Below are 23353 nucleotides of genomic sequence, written 5' to 3' on the forward strand. Positions count from 1 at the left end.
ATATGAGAGTTACACCGGAATTTTATGAGTTCTTAAGAAACCGTATTAACATATCTGATGTAGTGCGGCAAAAAGTAGCTTTAACTAGAAAATCCGGTAACTATGTAGGTTTATGTCCTTTCCATCAAGAAAAGACCCCATCTTTTACAGTTAGTGATAGTAAGAGATTTTTCTATTGTTTTGGTTGTAAAGCAGCCGGTGACGTTATAAAATTTACTTCTAATATTAGCGGTTTATCTTATAATGAGTCTGCTATAAAGCTTGCAACCGATTACGGTATAGAGATACCGAAATTAACTGCGAAACAGAAAGAATTTTATGAAGAATCCGATGAAATTCTAAATATTTTAGAACTCGCCAATAAATTTTTTAGAACGCAGTTAACACCTGAAATATTAAATTATTTACACCGAAGAAATATTACCGAGACAACAATAAAAGAATTTTCCATAGGCTTTGCACCGAAGAATAATAAATTTGAAAAGTTTTTTCACGATAAAAATATAGATATTATAAAGCTTGGTAAAGCAGGGCTAATCGGCAAGCGAGAAAACGGTGAAATATATAATTTATTTTCTAACCGTATTACCATTCCAATTAGAAATATTTACAATAAAATCGTAGGCTTTGGCGGTAGAGTGCTAGGGGAGGGGCTGCCTAAATACTTAAATTCACCTGAAACTACAGTATTTCAAAAAAGTGAAACTCTATACGGTGAGCATAAAGCGATAAGCAGTAGCTATAAAAAAAATCACTCGATTTTAGTAGAAGGTTATTTTGATGTTATAGCACTACATCAAGCAGGTTTTAGCGAAGCAGTTGCGAGTCTCGGTACTAGCGTTACCGAGAATCACTTACATAAATTATGGCGTGCCGGCGATGAAATTATATTATGTCTTGACGGAGATAATGCAGGCATAAAAGCTAGCATAAGAACTATTAACCTAGCATTACCGCTTATTAATAGTGAAAAGAAAATTTCTTTCATTAGGTTACTAAGCGGGCTTGATCCCGATGATGCAGTAAATAAAAACGGTGCTGATTTTTTTGCAAAGCTTATAGATAAAAGAATAAGTCTATCAGAAATGATTTGGCATATTGAGTATAGCGGTAAGAGTTTTAAAACTGCGGAAGAAAAAGCTAATTTAGAGAAAAATTTAAAAGATTACTGCAATAAAATATCGGATAGTAATTTAAGAGCGAGTTATTACAGGTTTTTTAAAGATCAAATATGGCAAAATTTAGTCACAAAACAGAAGAAGGTTATAACTAAAAGCTCAAATTTGGCTCCTATAGTTTCAAGTCACAGCTATTCAGAGCTTGAGATGTTAGAACATGCTTTTTGTGCTTTGTTGGTTAAATTTCCTATAATACTTGAAGAAAAAGATATTAAAGATTTCATCTTAAATTTAAATTTTAATAATAAATCGCTTGAAGAATTCCGTAATTGGTATTTAAACGAGATTATAGATAATAACGTAGAAGCAAGTGAAATTACTGCAATTGTGGAAAAAACTAGCTTTTTTGATATTTTTTTATTATTATCAAAAACGGATAATTTGTTTTTAGATATCTCATTTAATAAAAATAATATCAGACTGGATTTATTATGGCAGTGGCTACATAAGAAATATTATCTAATAAATTTACAACAAGAATACGCTATTACCATAAACAGTACAGACAATCACGACTTTGAAAAAGTTTTATTATATAAAAAAGAAATTCTGAAGATTGCAAATGAACTTCAAGTTTTAAACGAATCTTTTATTAATCACACGATAACTTAATTATTTCAAACTTCTTTTAAAAGAAAAAAGCATATAGGTATTTAATGAGCAATAGCAATATAGACAATGATCTAGATAAAATAGATAGTTTACTTAAAAAAGCTAAATCTAAAAAGATACCGGTCACTTATGATGATATAAACAAAGCTCTTCCTCTTAATAAAAATCCTTCAATAAGACAATTAGAGGAAGCTATATTAAAATTTTCCGATGCGGGAGTAGATATTTTAGAATCTAACGAAGATGATGAAATTAAGCTTGATATCGGAATGGATGAAGAATTTAAGCTATCTATCAATGTTGATAATGAACCTGAGGATGAGGTAGAAGAAGAAAATATAGGTACTACCGATGATCCTGTAAGATTATATCTTAAGGATATGGGGGGAGTCGATCTTTTAACTCGTGAAAATGAAGTAGAAATAGCAAAAAGGATTGAGGAAGGACGTAAAACAATGACTGCTTCCTTATGTAGAAGCCCTATTGCTATGCGTTGTTTTATAGTATGGTATGAAGATTTAGTTAATGAAAAAATGTTACTACGTGATTTGATAGATTTAGAAGCTAACATGTTACATGACGAAACACCCGAAAATGATGAAGAACATAGTAGTGATACCGAAGGAGAAGAGCATGAGGATAATCACTTATCTATGTCTAGAGTAGAAACGCAGATATTACCTAATATCATAGAGCGTATGAAGAAGATTTCTTTTATCTGCGAAGAACTACTCATTGAAGCTAAAAAATGTTATGAGAAATCTTTTGAGCCGAAAGTTTTACAAAATAGCAAAAAATATAATAATAATTTGGAATTATTAATAAATGAAGTTTCGGAAATACATTTTAATTCTAAAAGAACAGAAGAAATTTTAGGTAAGATGTATGGAATAAATCGTGATTTAATTAATAAAGAAACAACCTTTTTAAAACTTGCTGAAAAATACGGAGTAACTCGCCAAAATTTCCTCGATGAATATATAGGATCGGTTATCAATGCAGCATGGAAAGAAAAAATGCTGAAAAATAAAAAAGTCGTTTGGAAAGAGTTAATTACTAAAGAATCAGATTATATAGATCAAATGATTGCCGAATTATCGGTTATAGAATCTAATACTGGTCTTTTAGTTAATGATTTTAAAAAACTAGTGAATACTATACAAAAAAGTGAGAGACAAACGCTACAAGCAAAAAAAGATATGATAGAGGCGAATTTACGTTTAGTTATATCTATCGCTAAAAAATACGCTAATAGGGGATTGCAGTTTTTAGATTTAATTCAAGAAGGTAATATAGGACTTATGAAAGCGGTGGATAAATTTGAATATCGTCGTGGTTATAAATTCTCTACCTATGCTACTTGGTGGATTAGACAAGCTATAACAAGAGCTATTGCAGATCAAGCAAGGACTATACGTATTCCTGTGCATATGATTGAAACAATTAATAAGATACTGCGTATTTCAAGACAAATGCTTAATGAACTCGGATACGAACCAACGGCAACGGAAATTGCTAACCGTCTTTCAATGCCGCTTGATAAAGTGCGTAAAGTCATGAAAATAGCTAAAGAACCTATAAGTCTTGAGAATCCCGTAGGTGATGATAGTGATGGAGGTCAATTAGGCGATTTTATCGAAGATAAGAATGCAGTAGCACCGATTGATGCGGCAATTCAGTCAAATTTACGAGAAGTTACCACTAGAGTACTTGCAACCCTTACACCTCGTGAAGAAAGAGTGCTTAGAATGCGTTTCGGTATAGGTATGAATACTGACCATACATTAGAAGAAGTAGGGCAGCAATTTAAAGTAACTAGAGAACGTATAAGACAAATCGAGTCAAAAGCTTTAAGAAAGTTACAACATCCTATTAGATCCAAAAAGCTTAATAGCTTTAGAAGCGGAGGAAAGCGTGGTGACGGTAATCCATCGGATTTACTAGAAGCGTGATAACACTTATATTGTCATACCGCGACTTGATCGCGGTATCTCAGGATACGGTCTGTTATACAAGATCCTGTGGTCAAGCCACGGGATGACAATTGTAAAATCCAATCCCCTTATGTATCGATATAAGATCACCATTGAATATTTAGGTACGAATCTTGCAGGTTGGCAAAGGCAAGCAGGAGTAATGTCGGTACAGCAGATATTAGAAGAAGCGATTTATAAATTTTCCGGTGAACAGGTAATATTGTTTGGGTCAGGAAGAACGGATGCCGGTGTTCATGCTATAGGTCAAGTAGCACATTTTGATCTTTCAAAATATTTAGAACCTCACAAAATTATTACGGCTATCAACTATTTTGCAAGACCGTATACTGTAGGAGTATGGAATTGTAAATTAGCCCCCAATAATTTTCATGCTAGGTTTTCAGCTACCTCTCGTCATTATATATATAGAATTATTAATAGACCTTATCCATCCGTAATTGATTTAAATAGAGCATGGTGGATTAGTTCACCTTTAGATATTCTAGTTATGCAAAAAGCTGCCGCTTATCTATTAGGCAAACATGATTTTACTTCATTTAGAGCTAGCTCATGTCAATCAAAATCACCGATTAAAACTTTAACTGAACTTAATATTATTAAAGAAGACGAAGAAATAAAATTATATCTTTCAGCCCCGTCATTTTTGCATCATATGGTACGTAATATTGTCGGTAGTTTAGTGCTTGTCGGTAAGAATGTTTGGCAGGCAGAGCAAATTAAAGATGTTCTAGAAGCCAAAGATAGAAAAGCCGCCGGTCCTACTGCTCCCGCCTCCGGTCTTTATTTTGTGAAAGCAGAGTATTAACAATCATAAATTTCGTCATTACAATGCTTCCCTGCATAGGCATTATTACGTGGATACCACCTCGTCATTGCGAGGAAATTACGAAGTAATTGACGAAGCAATATCAGGATACTTGACGAGATTGCCACGCAGTCTACGACTGCTCGCAATTACGATCGGGATCCCCACGTACAAAGTCCGCTCGTAATGACGTCCTAATTGTAAAAGTAAAGAATTGATCTGACAGTTAAGGATTGTTGGGTACGAAGAAAAAAGATAAGATAGTACCTGGCAAGTTTTAACAACCTACTAAAAAGGAGACTGTCAGATGACAACATATCAAGAAAAAATCATAAAGCCAAGAATCGGTTTATTAAAACTCGCTGAACAATTAGGGAATGTATCACAAGCTTGCAAAGCAATGGGTTATAGCAGGGATACATTTTATCGTTACAAAGAGCTCCATGATCAAGGTGGGGAGGGGGGAAGCTCTATATGAGATGACTAGACGTAAAGCTTGCATTAAGAATCGTGTGCCCGCAAATATAGAGGATGCTGTAGTTAATATAGCTGTTGAATTTCCAGCATTTGGTCAGGAACGTGCTGCTAATGAATTACGCAAAAGTGGGATAATCATTTCTGGTGGCGGAGTTAGATCTGTGTGGTTACGTCATGATTTAGAAAGTTTCAAAAAACGTCTAAAAGCTCTAGAGACTAAAGTAGCAAATGATGGTATTGTTTTAAGTGATAATCAACTTGCTGTTCTTGAAAAAGTTAAAAACCAACGTGAAGCTAGTGGTGAAATAGAAACTATGCACCCTGGCTACCTTGGTTCACAAGATACTTACTATGTTGGTAATATTAAAGGCATAGGCCGTATTTATCAGCAAACTTTTGTCGATACCTATTGAGGAGTAGCTATTTGTAAACTCTATACCGAAAAGACGGCTATTACAGCTGCAGACCACTTAAATGATAAGGTTATTCCATTCTTTGCAAACCATGATATCCCTCTGCTTAGAATATTAACTGATAGAGGTACGGAATATTGTGGAAAACCAGAAAACCATGCTTACCAACTATATCTTGGCATTGAGAATATCGATCATTCCAAAACTAAAGCATATAGTCCTCAAACCAACGGTATCTGTGAGCGTTTCCATAAAACTATGCAGGAAGAGTGCTATCACATTCTATTCCGCAAAAAATTTTATAATTCACTTGATGAATTGCAAACAGATATAGATAACTGGCTTGTGAGTTACAATAATGCAAGACCTCATTCCGGTAAACATTGCTTTGGTAAAACACCAATGCAATCTTTTACAGATTCACTTTATATTGCTAAAGATAAAAATATTGGTAATATTGGTAATATAGATAAAAATATTGGTAATATAGAGAGAATATCAGACAATTTGATGATTGCCCATCAAGCTGCCTGATTACTCAACTCTGTCAGATTAAGTCGTAAGAGGTCATTCCTGCTTTCGCGAGAATGACCTCGGCACTCTAATAACAATGCCACTCGCAATACTTGGATTTATACCGAGAAAGAATTACCGCAGCCGCATTTTGCTTTAGCTTGCGGATTATTAACGTTGAAATATGAACTGCCTAGCTCTTCTATAAAATCAAGAGTACAATCCAGTATAAATTTTTGAGAGATAGGATCAATAATAATTGTAGCATTATGTTTAGTAATGACATAATCATCTTGCTCTATATTATCTTTTGAGACTAGTTCGTAATTATACATAAGTCCTGAGCAACCGCCGCTATCAACCGAAACTCGCAATACTAAATTCTTATCTTTTTCTAGCTCTACTAACTCGCAAACCCGTTCAAAAGCTCTATCCGTAATTGTTATCGTCACTTAAAATTACCTTGTAAAAGTCTCATAAATTATATAGTATATCTTGATATTTTTCAAGTCGGCGTTGTTGTGTGGTTTAGAAATTGTCAAATTTGTCATACCGTGGCTTGACCACGGTATCCAGCGTAAAGCGAGATAAATCGAGCTTTTAGTTTTAAAAACTTGCTGTATTTGTATTTTTTAACTAGATACCGTGGTCAAGCCACGGTATGACAACCGGAAAACCAAATTCACACAACAACGTCTTTCAAAATAAAGGATAACGATGCTTGCTTCATACGCTTCTGATCCTCTTAAAAGTAGGGGAAGATTATATAAGGAAATCCCGACCTCTTATAGAAACGAGTTTGAACGTGATCGTGATCGCATTATACATACTAATGCATTTAGGCGTTTGCAATATAAAACTCAAGTTTTTATTAATCACGAGGGAGATCATTACAGAAATAGGCTAACTCATTCTCTAGAGGTTTCGACTGTTGCACGTTCGGTTGCTAATACTTTAAATTTATCAAGTGATTTAGCTGAGACAATAGCACTTGCTCACGATCTTGGTCATACGCCTTTCGGTCATGCGGGAGAGAGAGCTTTAAATGAATGTATGAAAGAGTATAACGGTTTTTCTCATAATGCTCAATCTTTAAAGATACTAACATTACTTGAAAAAAGATATGTGGCTTATAATGGAGTAAATTTAACATGGGAAGTTTTAGAAGGAATCGTAAAACATAACGGTCCTATACTAGGTGAGATAAATGAATATATAGCAGAGTATAATAAGCAAAATGATTTAGAACTTAGTACTCATGCATCAGCAGAGGCTCAAATAGCAGCTCTTGCCGATGATATTAGCTATATTTCGCATGATTTGGAAGATAGTATCGGTGCTAAAATTATCGATTTTAATAGTCTCGCTGAACTTAAATATATTGATCAGCATGTTTTTGAACTCAAATCAAAATTTAAAAATATTAGTTCCTCATGTCTGATTTATGAGGTAGTACGTAAGCTAATACATGAGTTAATTACCGATTTATTATGGCAAACAAAAGAAAATTTAAATAAAGAAAAAATTACTAATATAGACAAAATACGTAACTTGAATTATCAGATAGTGGATTTTACAGAAAAAACTAATGAAAATATTAAGGAAACTAAAAAGTTTCTCAATAAGCGAGTTTATAAAAGTAATAAAATTACGGCCATCAGCCTTAAATGTACTAAAATCGTACAAGGTCTGTTTAAAGTTTATATGGATGATATTAATTTATTGCCGGTTAATTGGAAAATGCTAATAGACTCTAATGAAACATATAGTAAAGCTAGAGTTGTTGCTGATTATATAGCAGGGATGACTGACCGTTTTGCCATTCAGGAATATAATCAGCTTTGTTCGACTTCCTACATAACTTGCTTCTAAGGGTAATTTGTACGTCAATCCGGTACTCGCATCCTCACGTACTAAAGTGAGTGCTGCGTTCCGTGTTTTCTTCAAATTCCTCCTTATTAGCAGACGTTTGCAAGAAGTCTATTCGCTGAATTTTAATAACATTTAATAATTATGAATATATTTAATCAATTGAAACAAGATATAATTGCGGCAAGTCAGCAATTATATAATAATCAAGAAATAGCAAATACTGCTACTATTGAAACACCGAAAGATAGTTTTAACGGTGATTTATCAAGTAATATTGCAATGATTATTGCAGCTAAAGAAAGTATTTCTCCTCGGGAAGTGGCTTTAAAGTTTAAAGAAGTCCTTATAACATTACCTTATATTGCAAGTATAGAAATAGCAGGACCGGGCTTTATTAATTTCACTATAAAAGCTGATAGTTGGCAGGCATCAATAAAAGATATTTTACAGCACGAAGAAAAATTTTTTGAAATTGATATAGATAAAAGCAGAAATATTAACATCGAGTATGTTTCGGCAAATCCCACCGGTCCAATGCATATAGGGCATGCTAGGGGTGCGGTATATGGTGATGTGCTAGCAAGGATTTTGCAAAAGGTAGGTTACTCCGTTACAAAAGAATATTATGTTAATGATGCAGGCTCACAAATAAATGATTTAGTTAGTACGGTATTATTACGTTATAAAGAGGCTTTAGGTAAGCAAATTACTATCCCTGCCGGGTTATATCCGGGAGAGTATTTAATTCCGCTCGGGCAAATTTTAGCGAAAGAATACGGCAATAAATTATTAACTATGAACGATGCTGAAAAGTTCAAAATAGTCAAAAATTTTGCCGTAGAAAAAATGCTTGATTTAAATAGAAAAGATTTAGCAGATTTAGGGATTAAACATGATATATTTTTCTCTGAGCAATCATTGCATGATAAAGGTGAGATAGAGAAAACAGTTAAACTACTGGAGCGTATGGGGCTAATTTATGAAGGTACGTTACCTACCCCTAAAGGTAAAGTTCATGAGGAATGGGATAATAGAGTTCAAAAATTATTTAAATCTACTAAGTACGGTGATAGTCAAGATCGTCCTATAGAAAAAGCTGATAGAAGTTGGTCTTATTTTGCTTCCGATCTTGCATATGCTAAGGATAAAATAGAGCGGGGAGCGAATCACTTAATTTATGTACTTGGTGCCGATCATAGTGGATATGTTAAAAGAATTGAGGCAATAGTTAAGGCTCTAGGCAAAGAGCATGTTAAAGTGGACGTTAAAATCTGTCAATTGGTCAATTTCGTTGAAAACGGTGTACCGGTTAAGATGTCAAAACGCCTTGGGAGCTTTGCTAGTGTGCAAGATGTAAATCATGAGGTGGGGAAAGATATTATAAGATTTATGATGTTAACAAGGCAAAATGATAAGCCGCTTGATTTTGATTTAGTAAAAGTGAAAGAACAATCAAGGGAAAATCCTATCTTTTACGTACAATATGCTCATGTGAGAACGATATCTATTTTATCAAAAGCTAGAGAATTAATGCCAGAATCTTATAATAGCTTTGAAGCAAGTAAGTATGATTTATCTTTATTATCGTCAGAAGAAGAAATTGAGATTATAAAACTTTTAGCTGCGTGGACAAAAACATTAGAAGCATCTGCAAAATATTTTGAACCACATCGCATCGCATTTTATTTAATAAATTTAGCTTCAAAATTTCATTCTATGTGGAATTTCGGTAAAGAAAATAGCGATTATAGATTTGTAATTGAGAGCAATAAAGAATTAACTCTAGCACGTCTTGCTCTTGCAAGTGCCATACAGAAAGTTATAGCTAGCGGTCTCGAAGTGATAGGTGTAGAACCAATGAACAAAATGTAGTTAGGTTTTCATCGTTATTGCGAGGAGGTATTGCTCGCGTAGATCGGTAAAACCCATTGTGTCACCCCGTGGCTTGACCACGGGGGCCAACATAAAGCGAGATAAATCGAGCTTTTAGTTTTAAAATTTTATCTGTATTTAGATTTTTTATTACTGGACCTCGTGGTCAAGCCACGGGGGTGACATCTCAAATATTTTATATATCATGATCAATAATATTTTTATTAAAATATTTCTAGTATTTTTAATATGTGTATCCGCTATTTATTTTGGTTATCAATATTATCAGAATAGCAAGCCGGTAATTACTATTTATCCTGATGAGTTGCCTACAAAAATAAAACCGTCTATAATAGAAAATAACCAAATAGCAGCAGTACATAGTACGATATATGAAAATCTTATTGCTAAAGATACAAATATTAAAACCGTAAAATTGCTTCCTGATCCTGAGAAACCTATGAATATAGATTTTCGTAACCAAAGTCAAAGCGATGAATCTTTTGATGAAATATCCAACCTTATTGCATTAATAGAGCCAAGTAATAACGCCAAAAATGAAACTGATTTAAATATTATAAAGCTTGAAAAAGGAAGTAAGGATAAGGTTAGTAATGCTAAAAATTGTAAAAATAATGAAAGTTATAAAGTACAACTAGGTTCGGTAAAATCTGAAGCAGAAGCAATGCAAGAAGGGGAAAGAATAAAAAAGAAATTCCCAAAAATTCTTAAAAATGTTGTTATCACAACCAAAAAAGTTAAATATGAGGACGGCAAATTTTTCTATTTAATCTTAGCTGGTGATTATGGTAGTCTTATTCAAGCCAAAGGGGTTTGTAAGAAACTAGCTTATAACAAACAGAGTTGTGTGTTAAAGTGATATTTTAGTGTCATACCGTGGCTTCCACGGTATCCAGAAAAACAATAAAAAATACTAATGATATTAGTATTTTTACTGGATCCCGCGATCAAGTCGCGGGATGACAGTGGTGAAACTGATCCATGCAACAACGATTGCTTGCAATGACGATGACAATAAATAAAAAGCCCTTCAACATCAACAAATATTAAATAACTTATGAAAGAAGCTAAAATAGAAAATATTGACTTTGGTAATGCATTATCGGAGCGTTATCTTGCTTATGCGTTGTCAACGATTATGTCACGTTCGCTTCCTGACGTACGTGACGGACTCAAGCCTGTACATCGTAGGTTATTATACGCAATGCTACAGCTAAGGCTTGAGCCGAATTCCGGTTATAAGAAATGTGCAAGGGTGGTTGGTGACGTGATCGGTAAATATCACCCGCACGGTGATGTAGCAGTGTATGATACTTTGGTACGCCTTGCTCAGCACTTTTCATTACGTTATCCTTTAATTGACGGGCAGGGCAATTTCGGCTCTATCGACGGTGATAATGCAGCGGCTATGCGTTATACCGAATCACGTATGACGGAAATATGTACTTTATTAATGATAGACATCGATAAAGATACGGTAGATTTCCGCCCTACTTATGATGATTCCGATTTAGAACCGGTAATAATGCCGGCAAGTTTTCCGAATTTACTAGCTAATGGTTCTGAAGGGATAGCAGTCGGTATGGCAACCAATATACCGCCGCATAATTTACATGAGTTATGCGATGCTTTGGTGCATTTAATCGGCCACCCGAAAGCTGAAATTAACGATATAATGAATTTCATTAAAGGTCCTGATTTTCCAACCGGCGGCATAATTATTGATAAAGCTGAAGTTATTAATGCTGCATATACTACTGGACGCGGTAGTCTTAGAGTAAGAAGCAGATGGGAAAAAGAGGAGCTAAGTTACGGTACATATCAGATAGTCGTAACCGAGATACCTTATCAGGTTCAGAAATCAAAACTTATAGAACAAATAGCGATATTACTAAAGGATAAAAAAATCCCGCTTGTTAGCAATATTAGAGATGAATCAACCGATATTATTAGATTAATTATCGAGCCTAGAGATCGTAGTTGTGATCCACAAATAGTTATGGAATCTCTATTCAAGCTAACGAATTTAGAAAGCCGCATTCAGTTAAATATGAATGTGATCGGCAGTAATAACGTGCCGAGAGTAATGAATATTTTAGAGGTTTTACAAGAGTTTTTAGCTCACAGACAAAATATTGTTACTCGGAGGTCAACTTATCTTTTAAACAAAATCAAACATCGTTTAGAAATTCTAGAAGGTCTGAGAATAGCTTATCTAAATCTTGATGAGATAATTAAAATTATTCGTGAAGAAGATGAACCGAAAGCGATAATGATGGAGCGGTTCAAGCTAACCGAAATACAGGTAGAAGCGATATTAAATACCCGTCTTCGCTCACTTCGTAAACTTGAAGAGCAGGAAATTATTAATGAGCATGGTAATTTGCAGAAGCAGCAAGCTATATTAGAAGAGATTTTAAATAATCCAAAAGAATTATGGAAAGTAGTAAAAAAGGAAATAAAAGCAGTACAAACAAAATTCGGATTAAATACGGTAATAGGAGCTAGACGTACAAGTTTTGAAGAAGTAACGCTTACGAATCAAGTAGTTGATATAACGGCGTTTATTACTAAAGAACCGATTACTATTATTTGTTCAAAAATGGGGTGGGTGCGTTCGTTAAAAGGTCATAACACCGATTTATCGACTATCAAATATAAAGAAGGTGATGCAGAAAAATTTATTTTAGAAGCTTACACGACTGATAAAATATTAATAGTTAGTTCAGAAGGCAGGTTTTTTACTTTGCTTGCCGATAATATTTCCAAAGGTAAAGGAACAGGAGAATCTATAAAGCTACTTGTGGATATAGGCAATAACGATATTACAAATATTTTAGTCTATAAACCTGATCAGCTTTTATTACTCGCAAGTAGTGTAGGTAAGGGATTTTTAGTTAATTCAAACGAAGTAATGGCTCAAACAAAAACAGGAAAGCAAATTATGAATGTACCGGATGGTCATGCATGTATAACTTGTTTACCTGTAAACGGGGATAGTATTGCTTGTATCGGTGAAAGTCGTAAATTACTGGTATTTAATATAGATGAAATACCTGAAATGAAAAAAGGACAAGGTGTAACGCTGCAAAAATTTAAGAATGCAAAGCTTCTAGATATTAAAATATTCAATAAAGAAGACGGCTTAGGTTGGAATAACAATGGAAAAGTCAAACTTGAGAAAAATATTGTTGCATTTTTAGGAAAAAGAGGTAGTACCGGTAAATTACCTCCTATGGGCTTCCCAAAAAATAATAGATTTTCATCATAATTATAATAAAGATTGAATGTATACAAAAAAATAGCATATTTTATATGGTTTGATACAAGCGAATTATTTATAAATTCGCTTGTACCGTTCTATTATTAAAAGTTTTTATAGGCTTTTAATTACCTATTTAACCCCGATTATGGATAAGAAATACATGGTTTATTAGGTTTAAGTTGGTAAGCAATAAGAGTAGAGAATAGAGAAGTAAAGAAATTAATAGGTGATCGATGTATGAAAGGAGTAATATTAAAATGTACAAGTTACGACTTAATCTGACAGAGTTGAGTAATCAGGCAGCTTGATGGGCAATCATCAAATTGTCTGATATTCTCTCTATATTACCAATATTTTTATCTATATTACCAATATTACCAATATTTTTATCTTTAGCAATATAAAGTGAATCTGTAAAAGATTGCATTGGTGTTTTACCAAAGCAATGTTTACCGGAATGAGGTCTTGCATTATTGTAACTCACAAGCCAGTTATCTATATCTGTTTGCAATTCATCAAGTGAATTATAAAATTTTTTGCGGAATAGAATGTGATAGCACTCTTCCTGCATAGTTTTATGGAAACGCTCACAGATACCGTTGGTTTGAGGACTATATGCTTTAGTTTTGGAATGATCGATATTCTCAATGCCAAGATATAGTTGGTAAGCATGGTTTTCTGGTTTTCCACAATATTCCGTACCTCTATCAGTTAATATTCTAAGCAGAGGGATATCATGGTTTGCAAAGAATGGAATAACCTTATCATTTAAGTGGTCTGCAGCTGTAATAGCCGTCTTTTCGGTATAGAGTTTACAAATAGCTACTCCTCAATAGGTATCGACAAAAGTTTGCTGATAAATACGGCCTATGCCTTTAATATTACCAACATAGTAAGTATCTTGTGAACCAAGGTAGCCAGGGTGCATAGTTTCTATTTCACCACTAGCTTCACGTTGGTTTTTAACTTTTTCAAGAACAGCAAGTTGATTATCACTTAAAACAATACCATCATTTGCTACTTTAGTCTCTAGAGCTTTTAGACGTTTTTTGAAACTTTCTAAATCATGACGTAACCACACAGATCTAACTCCGCCACCAGAAATGATTATCCCACTCTTGCGTAATTCATTAGCAGCACGTTCCTGACCAAATGCTGGAAATTCAACAGCTATATTAACTACAGCATCCTCTATATTTGCGGGCACACGATTCTTAATGCAAGCTTTACGTCTAGTCATCTCATATAGAGCTTCCCCCCTCCCCACCTTGATCATGGAGCTCTTTGTAACGATAAAATGTATCCCTGCTATAACCCATTACTTTGCAAGCTTGTGATACATTCCCTAATTGTTCAGCGAGTTTTAATAAACCGATTCTTGGCTTTATGATTTTTTCTTGATATGTTGTCATCTGACAGTCTCCTTTTTAGTAGGTTGTTAAAACTTGCCAGGTACTATCTTATCTTTTTTCTTCGTACCCAACAATCCTTAACTGTCAGATCAATTCTTTACTTTTACAACTTAAGTCGCCTTCTTCACATTTAAGCATGACTTCAAATTCTTTGATACGCTCTTCGTTTTTTTTGTAAAACACATAAGCAGTATCATTGGATATACAGAACCGCCATAAACCCCAAAGCTTTGAAATTCGCACTCAGCTTCTCGGTACTTAATCCATAAGTTTTGAGATTTTTTAAGTAAATTAACTTGTTCTTGTTTGTCTGAAATATGTTTTAATATTTCTTGGTATATTTAATTTAGTTCCTTATCAACTTTCTTATATTCTTCATCGGCACAATAATGCATATCACCTTGTGTCAGGGCATTATTACAATCAACGGCAAAAGTACAAGATATCGAACTAAGAAATAGCCAACAGAAAATAATTGCTTTTTTCATTATTTTATCATTTTTAAAAATAATTAATTAAGAATCACAGCTTTGTTGCGTGGATCAGTTTTTCCGGTATCATCCCGCGACTCGATCGCGGGATCCAGTTAAAAATACTAAAATTTTAGCATTTTAAGTTGTTTTTCTTGATACCGTGGTCAAGCCACGGTACACCGAACGCATTTTTAGATCCATGCAACAACGCCAAGAATCACACGCCATGACGTTCTGCAATTAAACTTTTTATTTTACCTATAGCCTTAGCAGGATTTAAGCCTTTAGGACAGGTTTTAGTACAGTTCATAATCGTATGACAACGGTAAAGCTTAAACGGGTCTTCTAAAGCTTCAAGACGTTCACCGTTATGATCATCCCTTGAATCGGCAATCCATCTATATGCTTGTAGTAAAATCGTAGGACCTAAATATTTATCACCGTTCCACCAATAGCTAGGACAGGAAGTAGAGCAGCAAGCACATAATATACACTCATATAAACCATCAAGCTTTTCTCGGTCTTTAATCGACTGTAACCTTTCAGAGTTTGAAGGAGTAGGACTATCGGTTTTGAGCCAAGGTTCTATAGATTCGTATTGTGCATAAAAATGCGACATATCAGGTACTAAATCTTTCACTACTTTCATATGAGGAAGCGGATAGATTTTGATATCGCCTGATATATCTTCTATTGGTTTTATGCATGCTAAAGTATTTGTACCGTCAATATTCATTGCACAGCTACCGCAAATTCCTTCTCGACAAGAACGTCTAAATGTTAGAGTCGAATCGATTTCATTTTTGATTTTAATTAAAGCATCTAAAACCATTGGTCCGGTTTTACTTAAATCTATCTCAAAACTATCGATAGTAGGATTCTCGTCGAGGTCAGGATCATATCTATAAATCTTTATCTTACGAGGTTTTAGCATTTCCTCGTTTTCTTTATGCTCTCTACCTTTTTTTACTACTGAATTTGGCGGTAATCTTAATTCTGCCATTTAAGTACTCTCTTTTTTAGCTTTAGTTGTTTTTGTTTTCTCAGGTGATTTTTCTTTATCTATTTTTATAGTAGATGAATCATTAAAAGGAAATTTATTTTCCTCTTCTGAATCTAAAGCTCTACCGCTAAGTAAATTTTTAATTTGCTGACCGGACAATGTCTCATATTCAATTAAAGCATTTGCTAAGGTATGAAGTTGATCTATATGTTTTGTTAAAATATCTTTTGCAAATTCATATCCTTGTGTAATAATTCTTTTAACTTCGGCATCGATTAACTCTGCAGTAGCTTCCGAGGTTTCATTATTAGGTTGTCTACCATACATATCGTCACCACTTGAACCGTGAAATATCGGTCCTATTAAATCGCTTAAACCTGCTTTTGTAACCATCGCTCTTGCAATATTAGTTGCACCTTTTATATCCGACGAAGCGCCTGAGGTAACTTTATTTCTACCGAAAATAATTTCCTCCGCTACTCTTCCTGCCATATAAACTGCTATAGATGATTCCATCTGTTCACGATTCTGAGAATATTCATCAGTTTCAGGAAGTCTTTGCACCATCCCAAGAGCATTACCACGCGGTATAATCGTAGCCTTATGAATAGGCGATGCTGCAGGACAATAAAGCCCAACCAATGCATGTCCTCCTTCATGATATGCAGTCAGACTTTTTTCTTTCTCCGATATTGCAATAGAGCGACGTGCAACTCCCATCAGCACCTTATCTTTTGCCTCTTCCATATCATGCATATCTACTTCTTTCTTACCAAGCCTTGCAGCAATAAGAGCAGCTTCATTAACTAAATTAGCAAGTTCGGCACCGGAAAAGCCCGGAGTACCTCTAGCAATAATTCGTGCTAGTACCGTACTATTATATTTAATTTTCTTTAAATGTACTTTTAGAATTTGCTCACGACCGTTTATATCGGGGTTTGCAACGGCAATTTGACGATCAAACCTACCGGGACGTAGTAATGCACGATCAAGAACATCAGGACGGTTTGTAGCTGCAATGATCACAACTCCCTCGTTTGCTTCAAATCCGTCCATTTCGACTAACATTTGGTTTAAGGTTTGCTCACGTTCATCATTGCCGCCGCCCATACCGATACCTCTATGGCGACCTACCGCATCAATTTCATCGATAAAGATAATACAAGGAGCATTACGTTTACCCTGTTCAAACATGTTACGCACACGGCTTGCACCGACACCTACAAACATTTCAACAAAATCAGAGCCGGATATGTTAAAAAACGGAACATTAGCCTCACCTGCAATTGCTTTAGCAAGAAGTGTCTTACCGGTTCCAGGAGGACCTATAAGTAAGCAGCCTTTCGGTATTTTACCGCCAAGTTTTTGGAACTTGCTTGGATCTCTTAAAAAATCTACTATTTCAGTTAATTCTTCTTTTGCTTCATCGATACCTGCTACATCTTTAAAGGTAATTTTTGGTCCTTTATCTGATAGCAACCTAGCTTTAGATTTTCCAAACCCCATGGCTTTCCCGCCTCCATGCATTTGACGCATGAAAAAAACCCAAACACCTATCAATAAAAGCATAGGAAACCAAGAAATTAAAAAGCCTAAAAAGGTATTCATTTTTGTTTCAAGAGGCACTACTTCAATATTAACGTCATTGCTAGTAAGACGATTTACTAAATCAGGATAATCAGGAGCATAAGTGTTAAAAGTAGAGCCGTCATTTGAAGTGCCTTCAATTACTCTACCTTGAATTTTTACCGAATTAACGGTATTTTCATCAACTCGTGTTAAAAAATCCGAGAAAGTTATATTATTTCTTCCGCCAAGTAAACCGTCAGATTGGAAAATATTAAAAAGTAATATTACAAAAACAAAAAGTGCTGCCCAAGCTAAAATACTTCTACCTTGATTATTCATCGATATAAAACCTAATAAAAATTTTTATCGGTATAAGAGGTTATCTGTAAATAAATTTTAACTACTAATTAAAATTTATTTACAGATAACCTCTTAAATACCGGTGTTAGCAAAAATGGGTGAAACGAGATACAAAATTTGGAGCAAAAGATACTTCAAAATTCCACATGTCGTTATCATAATATGATATATGTGGTATTGCTATAACTTTTTCAAGTATTTTAATGATAGGTAAGGTAAATAAAATTGCATTGTGGTTTTTGCAGGATAGATTTTTCAAAGGTTCTAAATCTAATTGTTTCTTTATTATTTTATAATCTTCTAACGATAGATGAGTTACAAAACAATTTGGAGTTTCTTGATTTCTTGTGATGCAAAATCTATTATCCCAAATAACGGATTTATCTAGTAATATTTTACTCTCAGGTAATTTTTTGCCGAATTCTCTATATATAAGTAACTCGTTTTGTATACGCTTAATTACACAGCCATGAAGGGTATTCTTAAAGTTTACCTCTTGAGTAATTAATTTTAAAATAGGTTCTACCGAATAAAAACGAGCTGCTCTAGATTGTCCACTAATCATTATCAGTAAAAAATTAATTATTTGTACTTTCACCTCATTTAAAAATTTATCAAATTTTACTAAATCAAGAAAAGCAAAGCCATATTTAAAAATCTTGACCGCTTCAGCTACTGCTAATATTAACTCCGGCTTAAACTTATCTTCTATAAGCTTGTTGGTTTTGAGTTGTTGTAAGATTATCTCGGCTTTAGACATCTTTCCAAACTCTACTTCTAGAGGTAATTTATACGTCGAGCCTAGACTCGAATCCTCACGTGGCATTGTTGCGTGGACCGGTAAAACCCACTGTGTCAAGCCACGGGGTGACACAGTGGGTTTTACCGGTCCACGCAACAATACCTCCCCACGTACGCTTGTGTACGCTGCGGTGCTGCGTTCCGTGTCTCCTTTAAATTCCTCTCTATAAGCTGGTTTGGAAAGATGTCTAATATAATATTCGCCTTTAGCTAATTTTTGCCTAATAACATTTCGTCTATATTTATCGGATGAATTTGACTCATCTTCAAACCATTTTATATTATGACTGACTAAATATTCTACTAATTCACTTTTTGGAATATTATATAGCGGTCTAATTATTTGTATATTATTATACCAATTGATATTACTGCTACTAAGTCCAAATATACCGCTATTACGCTCTAATCTTAAACAAAAATTTTCTACGTAATCATCCTCATGGTGAGCAGTTAAAAGTACTAATATATCGAGTTCTAGACATAGATTTGTAATCAAATCATAGCGTCCTTCTCTTGTTCTTTCTTGTAAATTGGAAAAATTATTTTGATGGTCAAAAGATAAACTATAATGCTTGCGATTTAGACTATTACTGATATTGTGGATATAATGGGTCTCTTGCTTCGACTGTTCCCGTAAGTTATGATCAACCGATATAACAAATAATTCTATATTATTTTTTTCTGCCCAAATATTAGCAAGATAAAGAAGTGCTACCGAATCGCTCCCACCGGATACTGCAATCGATATTTTAGATAAGCCAAAATTACCTATTAGATTATTGATATTATACTCAAATTTTTCATATAGCATGGTTGAAAAATGTTAGTATTGTAAGTTTGACAATGTCATTTCTGCAGAAATGCTTTGTTATATGTCTCATATTTTTTCATCATTGCGAGAAGAAACTGCAAGTTTCGACGAAGCAATTCAGTTTAAAATGCTAATTTATAGCATTTTTTTTATTGCCTCGCTCCTTTCAGTCGCTCATTAAGGCATTGTTGCGTGGATACCGAGTCGTCATTGCGAGCGAACGTTAGTGAGCGTGGCAATCTCAGGAATTCTTCCTGAGATTGCTTCGTCAATTGCTATGCAATTCCCTCGCAATGACGGAAGAACTGGTCAATGCCTTGCAGAAATGACAAAAAACCACACAATTAGATGATAAAGAAAAATTTATGCTGACTCAGCTAAATCTTCTGAAGTTTCAGTCTTTTGTTCGCGTAAATAATCTTGTGCTTCTGATTCTGATCTTGCAACAATAACCGTAACTATAGCATTAAGCTCCGCATGGAGTCTTATTTCAACTGTATAAATTCCGGTAGATTTAATTTGTTTATCAAGAATAATATTTGAATGAGAGATATTATAAGATACATTTTCAGATAATTTATCGGCTATCTCTTTATTAGTAACCGAACCAAAAAGTTTACCGTCATCTGATGTTTGACGGATAAAAACTAATTTTTGATCTTTAATAAGAGCATTGATTTTTTCTACTTCTTCTCTTATTTGCTTATCTTTTGCTTCAAATTCGTGTTTTTGTTTAACTATTAGCTCTTTATTAGGCTCAGTAGCTCTAATAGCTAATTTTTGCGGTAAAAGATAATTACGACCAAACCCGTCTGCTACTTTGAGTATGTCGCCAATTTTACCTAATTTTCTTACGGGTTTTATTAATATAATTTCCATGTATTATGCCTTTATTTAGCTTGAAATACAAAAGGTAATAACGCTAAAATTCTTGCAATTTTAATAGCATTATTTAGCTTTCTTTGTTTCTTTGCACAAACATTTGTGATCCTGCTTGGTAGCATTCTACCGCCTTCAGAGACAAATTTTATTAAAAGCTCAGGATTTTTATAATCAATAACAGGTGCATTAGGCACAGAAAGAGGGCATCCTTCACGTCTTCTAAAAAATACTTTTTTAGCAGTTTTATCTCCTAGCTTGCGAGTAGCTGTTTCACTAGCATTATTACTTTTTAACATTCTTTAACCTTAATTCTTACAAATTTAATTATTAATCGTTACGTCAATTACCGGAGTATTCTCTGTACTCTGATTTTTTAATATCGGTGAAGGTTCACTACTAATTGAATCTGCTTTAATTGTAAGAAATCTAATGATATTTTCGTTAAGCTTCATTTTTCTTTCTAGTTCTTCTTTTACATTACCAGTAATATCTAGACCTAAAAAATAATAATGTCCTTTTTTGTTATTACCGATTTTGTAAGCTAAAGTTCTTAACCCCCAATATTCTTTTTTTATGATAGTGCCATTATTATCTTTAATAATTTTAGCAAAATCATTAACGATTTTATCTATATCGTTTAATGATACGTCTTGGCGTATAATAAAAACTGATTCATAAAAGCTCATAATATATAAGAATCTCCAACAAACAAACTTTAAAAAAAGCTATTTATAGCAACTAAAACTATTAAATTCAAGTATTATCTTTAAAAATTATTATTTCTTTGTTTCTTTATTATAAAAAGTTTGCTATAAACCCTAATAAATTAGAAAATTATTACAAAGTTTTTAATTATTTACTAAATATTAATGGGAATTAATTCAGTGTTTGATAAGCTATTACCTGAAGTTTTAATTTCTAGAAAAAGTATTAACTTATTTTTTTAGTCAGCCGCTTGCTATCATGATTATTAGTGCAGAATTACAAGAAAATCCTTTAATAACAATAAATAACGTTAGAAAAATTAATAAATTTTCTAAAACGCCTATAATCTATAATATTTATTATCAAACAAATAATTAAATTTAACAGAAATAGACGATAACGTGCTATTTTTTTTATAAACCCTTCTTATCTGAGCAAATAGTAGGTACTTTAAGAGCTTATTGAGACGTTCCAAGTCAGTTTTACAAGATAATATTATTAAATTTAAGAATATAAATATTGATTTAAATACTGAAAAAGTATACAAAGACGGACTGAATATTCGTCTAAGGTCCTACTGAGTTTAAAATTTTACGACTTTTTTTCAGTTTCCAAATGAAGTATTTTCGCGTCAAAAAATAATAAAATATTTATGGGAAAGTGAAGAGACCTTTAATGAACGTCTCATAGATGTTCATATAAATAGGATTTAGAGAGGCCTTAGGGAAAGACAATTTAATTATTAAAACCGTTCGTTTTATCGGTTATTGTTTAAATAAGGATAATGATTAGGTTCTGTGAAGGAGAAATTAATCTATTTTTGCTATTTTTTGCTGTAAATCATAAGATTTTTTTAAAATAGGAACAACTATTACTGCAAAAATCTTATTAATTTTCGCTAAAAAATATCTAAAAATATAAATAATTTAATTCTCCTTCACAGAACCTAGAATTTTGTTGTCAAAATTTTCTTTGTATTTATACATTAAGTATGTTATTATCTATTAATTATATTTATGTATACTAACTAATAATATAATAAGATTTTATTCGTTGTCGATTTATATATTTTATAACTAAAAACTGTAAAATTTATGTTAAGTAAACTAAATAAGCCTGCTTTATTTACTTTAATATTTTATCCTATTTTTATTATATCTCTTGTAGTTAAATATTCGTTTGATTATGGGATAGGACTAACTGAAGTTATTTTTATAATTGCTAGCTATTATATTAATACTATTACCGTTGGGATTGGTTTACATAGGTTGTGGTCTCATAATGCCTATAAAATAAATAAATATGCCGAGTTTGTCTTAATTATGCTGTCTGCAGGAACATTACAAGGACCAGCTTTATCTTGGGCATCGAATCATTATAAGCATCATAGATATACGGATGAAGATCAAGATCCGCATACTCCATTAAAATTTGACAATAAATTTTTAGGCTTTATGTGGTCTCATATAGGATGGATGCTAGTCGGAAGCGGTAGCCATAAGTCTATTGATCGCATTACTTGGGCTAAGCACGGGAAAAATAATTTATTAAAATGGCAGCTAAAATATTATTGGCAAATAGCAGCTTTTATGAATATTGTCGTACCTTTATTTATCGGTTACTTAGTCGGCGGTACTATACAATCGGCATATGCAGGATTTTTATTTATGGGACTCGGTAGATTCCTACAGCAGCAAGCAACATTCTGTGTTAATTCTTTATGCCACTTTGCCGGTAGTAAAAAATATTATAAAGGCACTGCTGGAGATATTTGGTGGATGGCATTATTCTTACTCGGTGAAAATTGGCATAATTACCATCATGCTTTTCCTTCAGATTATCGTAACGGTGCAAAATGGTATCATTTTGACGTTCACAAATGGATAATATTTTTAATGAGTAAAATCGGTTTAGCTTCAGAACTTGAACGTACTACAAAAGTACGTATACAGGCAAAAATGCAAGAAACTTTAAGCTATCTTAGTGAAAAACAAAAGCAAAAATTGACCTTAATGCAAACTAAAATAGATCATTTATTAGAAAATCTATGCTTAAAGATTAAAGAGCTTGAAGAATCATCTATTACTATTAAAGAACAATTTAAAAAATCTTTTGTAGAAATACAGGAATCTCTTAAAAATTTAGCGGAGCAAATAAGTTCTGCAACGCAAATAACAGAAAAACCTTCGGAAAAACTATTAAAAATAGTTAATAAAAAAATTATTGATGCCGAACAATCTATTTATAAGCTGTATAATCAATTAAATACCTTAAAGGTATCTAATTAGGCATTATTAAATAAAGATAGA

General features: G+C 33.3%; 18 protein-coding genes and 3 pseudogenes. 10 read left to right on the top strand and 11 right to left on the bottom strand.

Translation table 11 applies throughout. The features are described from left to right. Nucleotides 1-2 precede the first annotated feature (2 nt). The 4 genes and pseudogenes from dnaG to RMONA_RS07835 all read left to right on the top strand — a co-directional run bounded on the left by dnaG (nt 3) and on the right by RMONA_RS07835 (nt 6016). On the top strand, nt 3-1790 hold the full coding sequence (gene dnaG, locus RMONA_RS01690) for a DNA primase (protein ID WP_023507358.1): 1788 nt from the start codon (nt 3-5) through the stop codon (nt 1788-1790). A gap of 44 nt (nt 1791-1834) precedes the next feature. Continuing rightward, nucleotides 1835-3742 carry an RNA polymerase sigma factor RpoD gene (gene rpoD / locus RMONA_RS01695; RefSeq protein WP_023507359.1) on the top strand — a complete coding sequence of 636 codons (1908 nt, stop codon included), beginning with the start codon at nt 1835-1837 and terminating at the stop codon, nt 3740-3742. A 112-nt stretch (nt 3743-3854) separates the two neighbouring features. Next, complete coding sequence (gene truA / locus RMONA_RS01700; protein ID WP_023507360.1) at nt 3855-4592, top strand: tRNA pseudouridine(38-40) synthase TruA; 738 nt, start codon at nt 3855-3857, stop codon at nt 4590-4592. Nucleotides 4593-4899: 307 nt separating this feature from the next. Beyond that, nucleotides 4900-6016, top strand: a pseudogene (locus RMONA_RS07835) (IS481 family transposase). 98 nt (nt 6017-6114) lie between these two features. Here the strand turns inward: RMONA_RS07835 and RMONA_RS01720 are convergent. Next, complete coding sequence (locus RMONA_RS01720; protein ID WP_023507363.1) at nt 6115-6447, bottom strand: HesB/IscA family protein; 333 nt, start codon at nt 6445-6447, stop codon at nt 6115-6117. Between the two features lie 265 nt (nt 6448-6712). Between RMONA_RS01720 and RMONA_RS01725 the strand changes: the two genes are divergently transcribed. Continuing rightward, nucleotides 6713-7867 (top strand): deoxyguanosinetriphosphate triphosphohydrolase, encoded by a 1155-nt coding sequence (locus RMONA_RS01725; protein WP_023507364.1) that lies wholly within the window; start codon nt 6713-6715, stop codon nt 7865-7867. On the opposite strand, the pseudogene RMONA_RS11365 reads toward RMONA_RS01725, so the two are convergent. Then, nucleotides 7781-7988: pseudogene (locus RMONA_RS11365) on the bottom strand (palindromic element RPE1 domain-containing protein); the annotation flags it as partial. The gene RMONA_RS01725 and the pseudogene RMONA_RS11365 overlap by 87 nt on opposite strands. 20 nt (nt 7989-8008) lie before the next feature. On the opposite strand from RMONA_RS11365, the gene argS reads away from it, so the two are divergent. The 3 genes from argS (at nt 8009) to parC (ending at nt 13031) form a co-directional block, all read left to right on the top strand. After that, nucleotides 8009-9739, top strand: a complete 1731-nt coding sequence (gene argS, locus RMONA_RS01730; protein ID WP_023507365.1) for an arginine--tRNA ligase — start codon at nt 8009-8011, stop codon at nt 9737-9739. Nucleotides 9740-9944: 205 nt separating this feature from the next. Then, on the top strand, nt 9945-10619 hold the full coding sequence (locus RMONA_RS01735; protein ID WP_023507366.1) for an SPOR domain-containing protein: 675 nt from the start codon (nt 9945-9947) through the stop codon (nt 10617-10619). Between the two features lie 198 nt (nt 10620-10817). Then, the gene (gene parC, locus RMONA_RS01740; RefSeq protein ID WP_023507367.1) at nt 10818-13031 is read left to right on the top strand and encodes a DNA topoisomerase IV subunit A; all 2214 of its coding nucleotides are present in this window, start codon (nt 10818-10820) and stop codon (nt 13029-13031) included. Between the two features lie 289 nt (nt 13032-13320). On the opposite strand, the pseudogene RMONA_RS01745 reads toward parC, so the two are convergent. The 9 genes and pseudogenes from RMONA_RS01745 to rpsF all read right to left on the bottom strand — a co-directional run bounded on the left by RMONA_RS01745 (nt 13321) and on the right by rpsF (nt 21025). Next, nucleotides 13321-14437: pseudogene (locus RMONA_RS01745) on the bottom strand (IS481 family transposase). Nucleotides 14438-14547: 110 nt separating this feature from the next. Next, complete coding sequence (locus RMONA_RS11155; protein ID WP_410526356.1) at nt 14548-14778, bottom strand: lysozyme inhibitor LprI family protein; 231 nt, start codon at nt 14776-14778, stop codon at nt 14548-14550. Beyond that, nucleotides 14779-14925 carry a lysozyme inhibitor LprI family protein gene (locus tag RMONA_RS11370; protein WP_023507371.1) on the bottom strand — a complete coding sequence of 49 codons (147 nt, stop codon included), beginning with the start codon at nt 14923-14925 and terminating at the stop codon, nt 14779-14781. Nucleotides 14926-15127: 202 nt separating this feature from the next. Beyond that, nucleotides 15128-15913, bottom strand: a complete 786-nt coding sequence (locus tag RMONA_RS01755; protein WP_023507372.1) for a succinate dehydrogenase iron-sulfur subunit — start codon at nt 15911-15913, stop codon at nt 15128-15130. Then, complete coding sequence (gene ftsH, locus RMONA_RS01760) at nt 15914-17821, bottom strand: ATP-dependent zinc metalloprotease FtsH (RefSeq protein ID WP_023507373.1); 1908 nt, start codon at nt 17819-17821, stop codon at nt 15914-15916. It lies immediately after the preceding gene. 106 nt (nt 17822-17927) lie between these two features. Further along, the gene (tilS, locus tag RMONA_RS01765) at nt 17928-19457 is read right to left on the bottom strand and encodes a tRNA lysidine(34) synthetase TilS (protein WP_023507374.1); all 1530 of its coding nucleotides are present in this window, start codon (nt 19455-19457) and stop codon (nt 17928-17930) included. Between the two features lie 363 nt (nt 19458-19820). Then, the gene (gene rplI / locus RMONA_RS01770; protein WP_023507375.1) at nt 19821-20336 is read right to left on the bottom strand and encodes a 50S ribosomal protein L9; all 516 of its coding nucleotides are present in this window, start codon (nt 20334-20336) and stop codon (nt 19821-19823) included. An 11-nt stretch (nt 20337-20347) separates the two neighbouring features. Beyond that, on the bottom strand, nt 20348-20635 hold the full coding sequence (gene rpsR / locus RMONA_RS01775) for a 30S ribosomal protein S18 (RefSeq protein ID WP_023507376.1): 288 nt from the start codon (nt 20633-20635) through the stop codon (nt 20348-20350). 24 nt (nt 20636-20659) lie between these two features. Beyond that, nucleotides 20660-21025, bottom strand: a complete 366-nt coding sequence (gene rpsF / locus RMONA_RS01780; RefSeq protein ID WP_023507377.1) for a 30S ribosomal protein S6 — start codon at nt 21023-21025, stop codon at nt 20660-20662. Nucleotides 21026-21685: 660 nt separating this feature from the next. Between rpsF and RMONA_RS10100 the strand changes: the two genes are divergently transcribed. Both RMONA_RS10100 and RMONA_RS01790 read left to right on the top strand, forming a co-directional pair. Then, nucleotides 21686-21757: a hypothetical protein gene (locus RMONA_RS10100; RefSeq protein WP_231569347.1), complete on the top strand. Its 72-nt coding sequence runs from the start codon at nt 21686-21688 to the stop codon at nt 21755-21757. Between the two features lie 381 nt (nt 21758-22138). After that, on the top strand, nt 22139-23332 hold the full coding sequence (locus RMONA_RS01790; RefSeq protein ID WP_023507379.1) for a fatty acid desaturase: 1194 nt from the start codon (nt 22139-22141) through the stop codon (nt 23330-23332). The last annotated feature ends 21 nt before the right edge of the window (nt 23333-23353 follow it).

Origin of the sequence: Rickettsia monacensis, from assembly GCF_000499665.2 — a bacterium.
Taxonomy (GTDB): Bacteria; Pseudomonadota; Alphaproteobacteria; order Rickettsiales; family Rickettsiaceae; genus Rickettsia; species Rickettsia tamurae.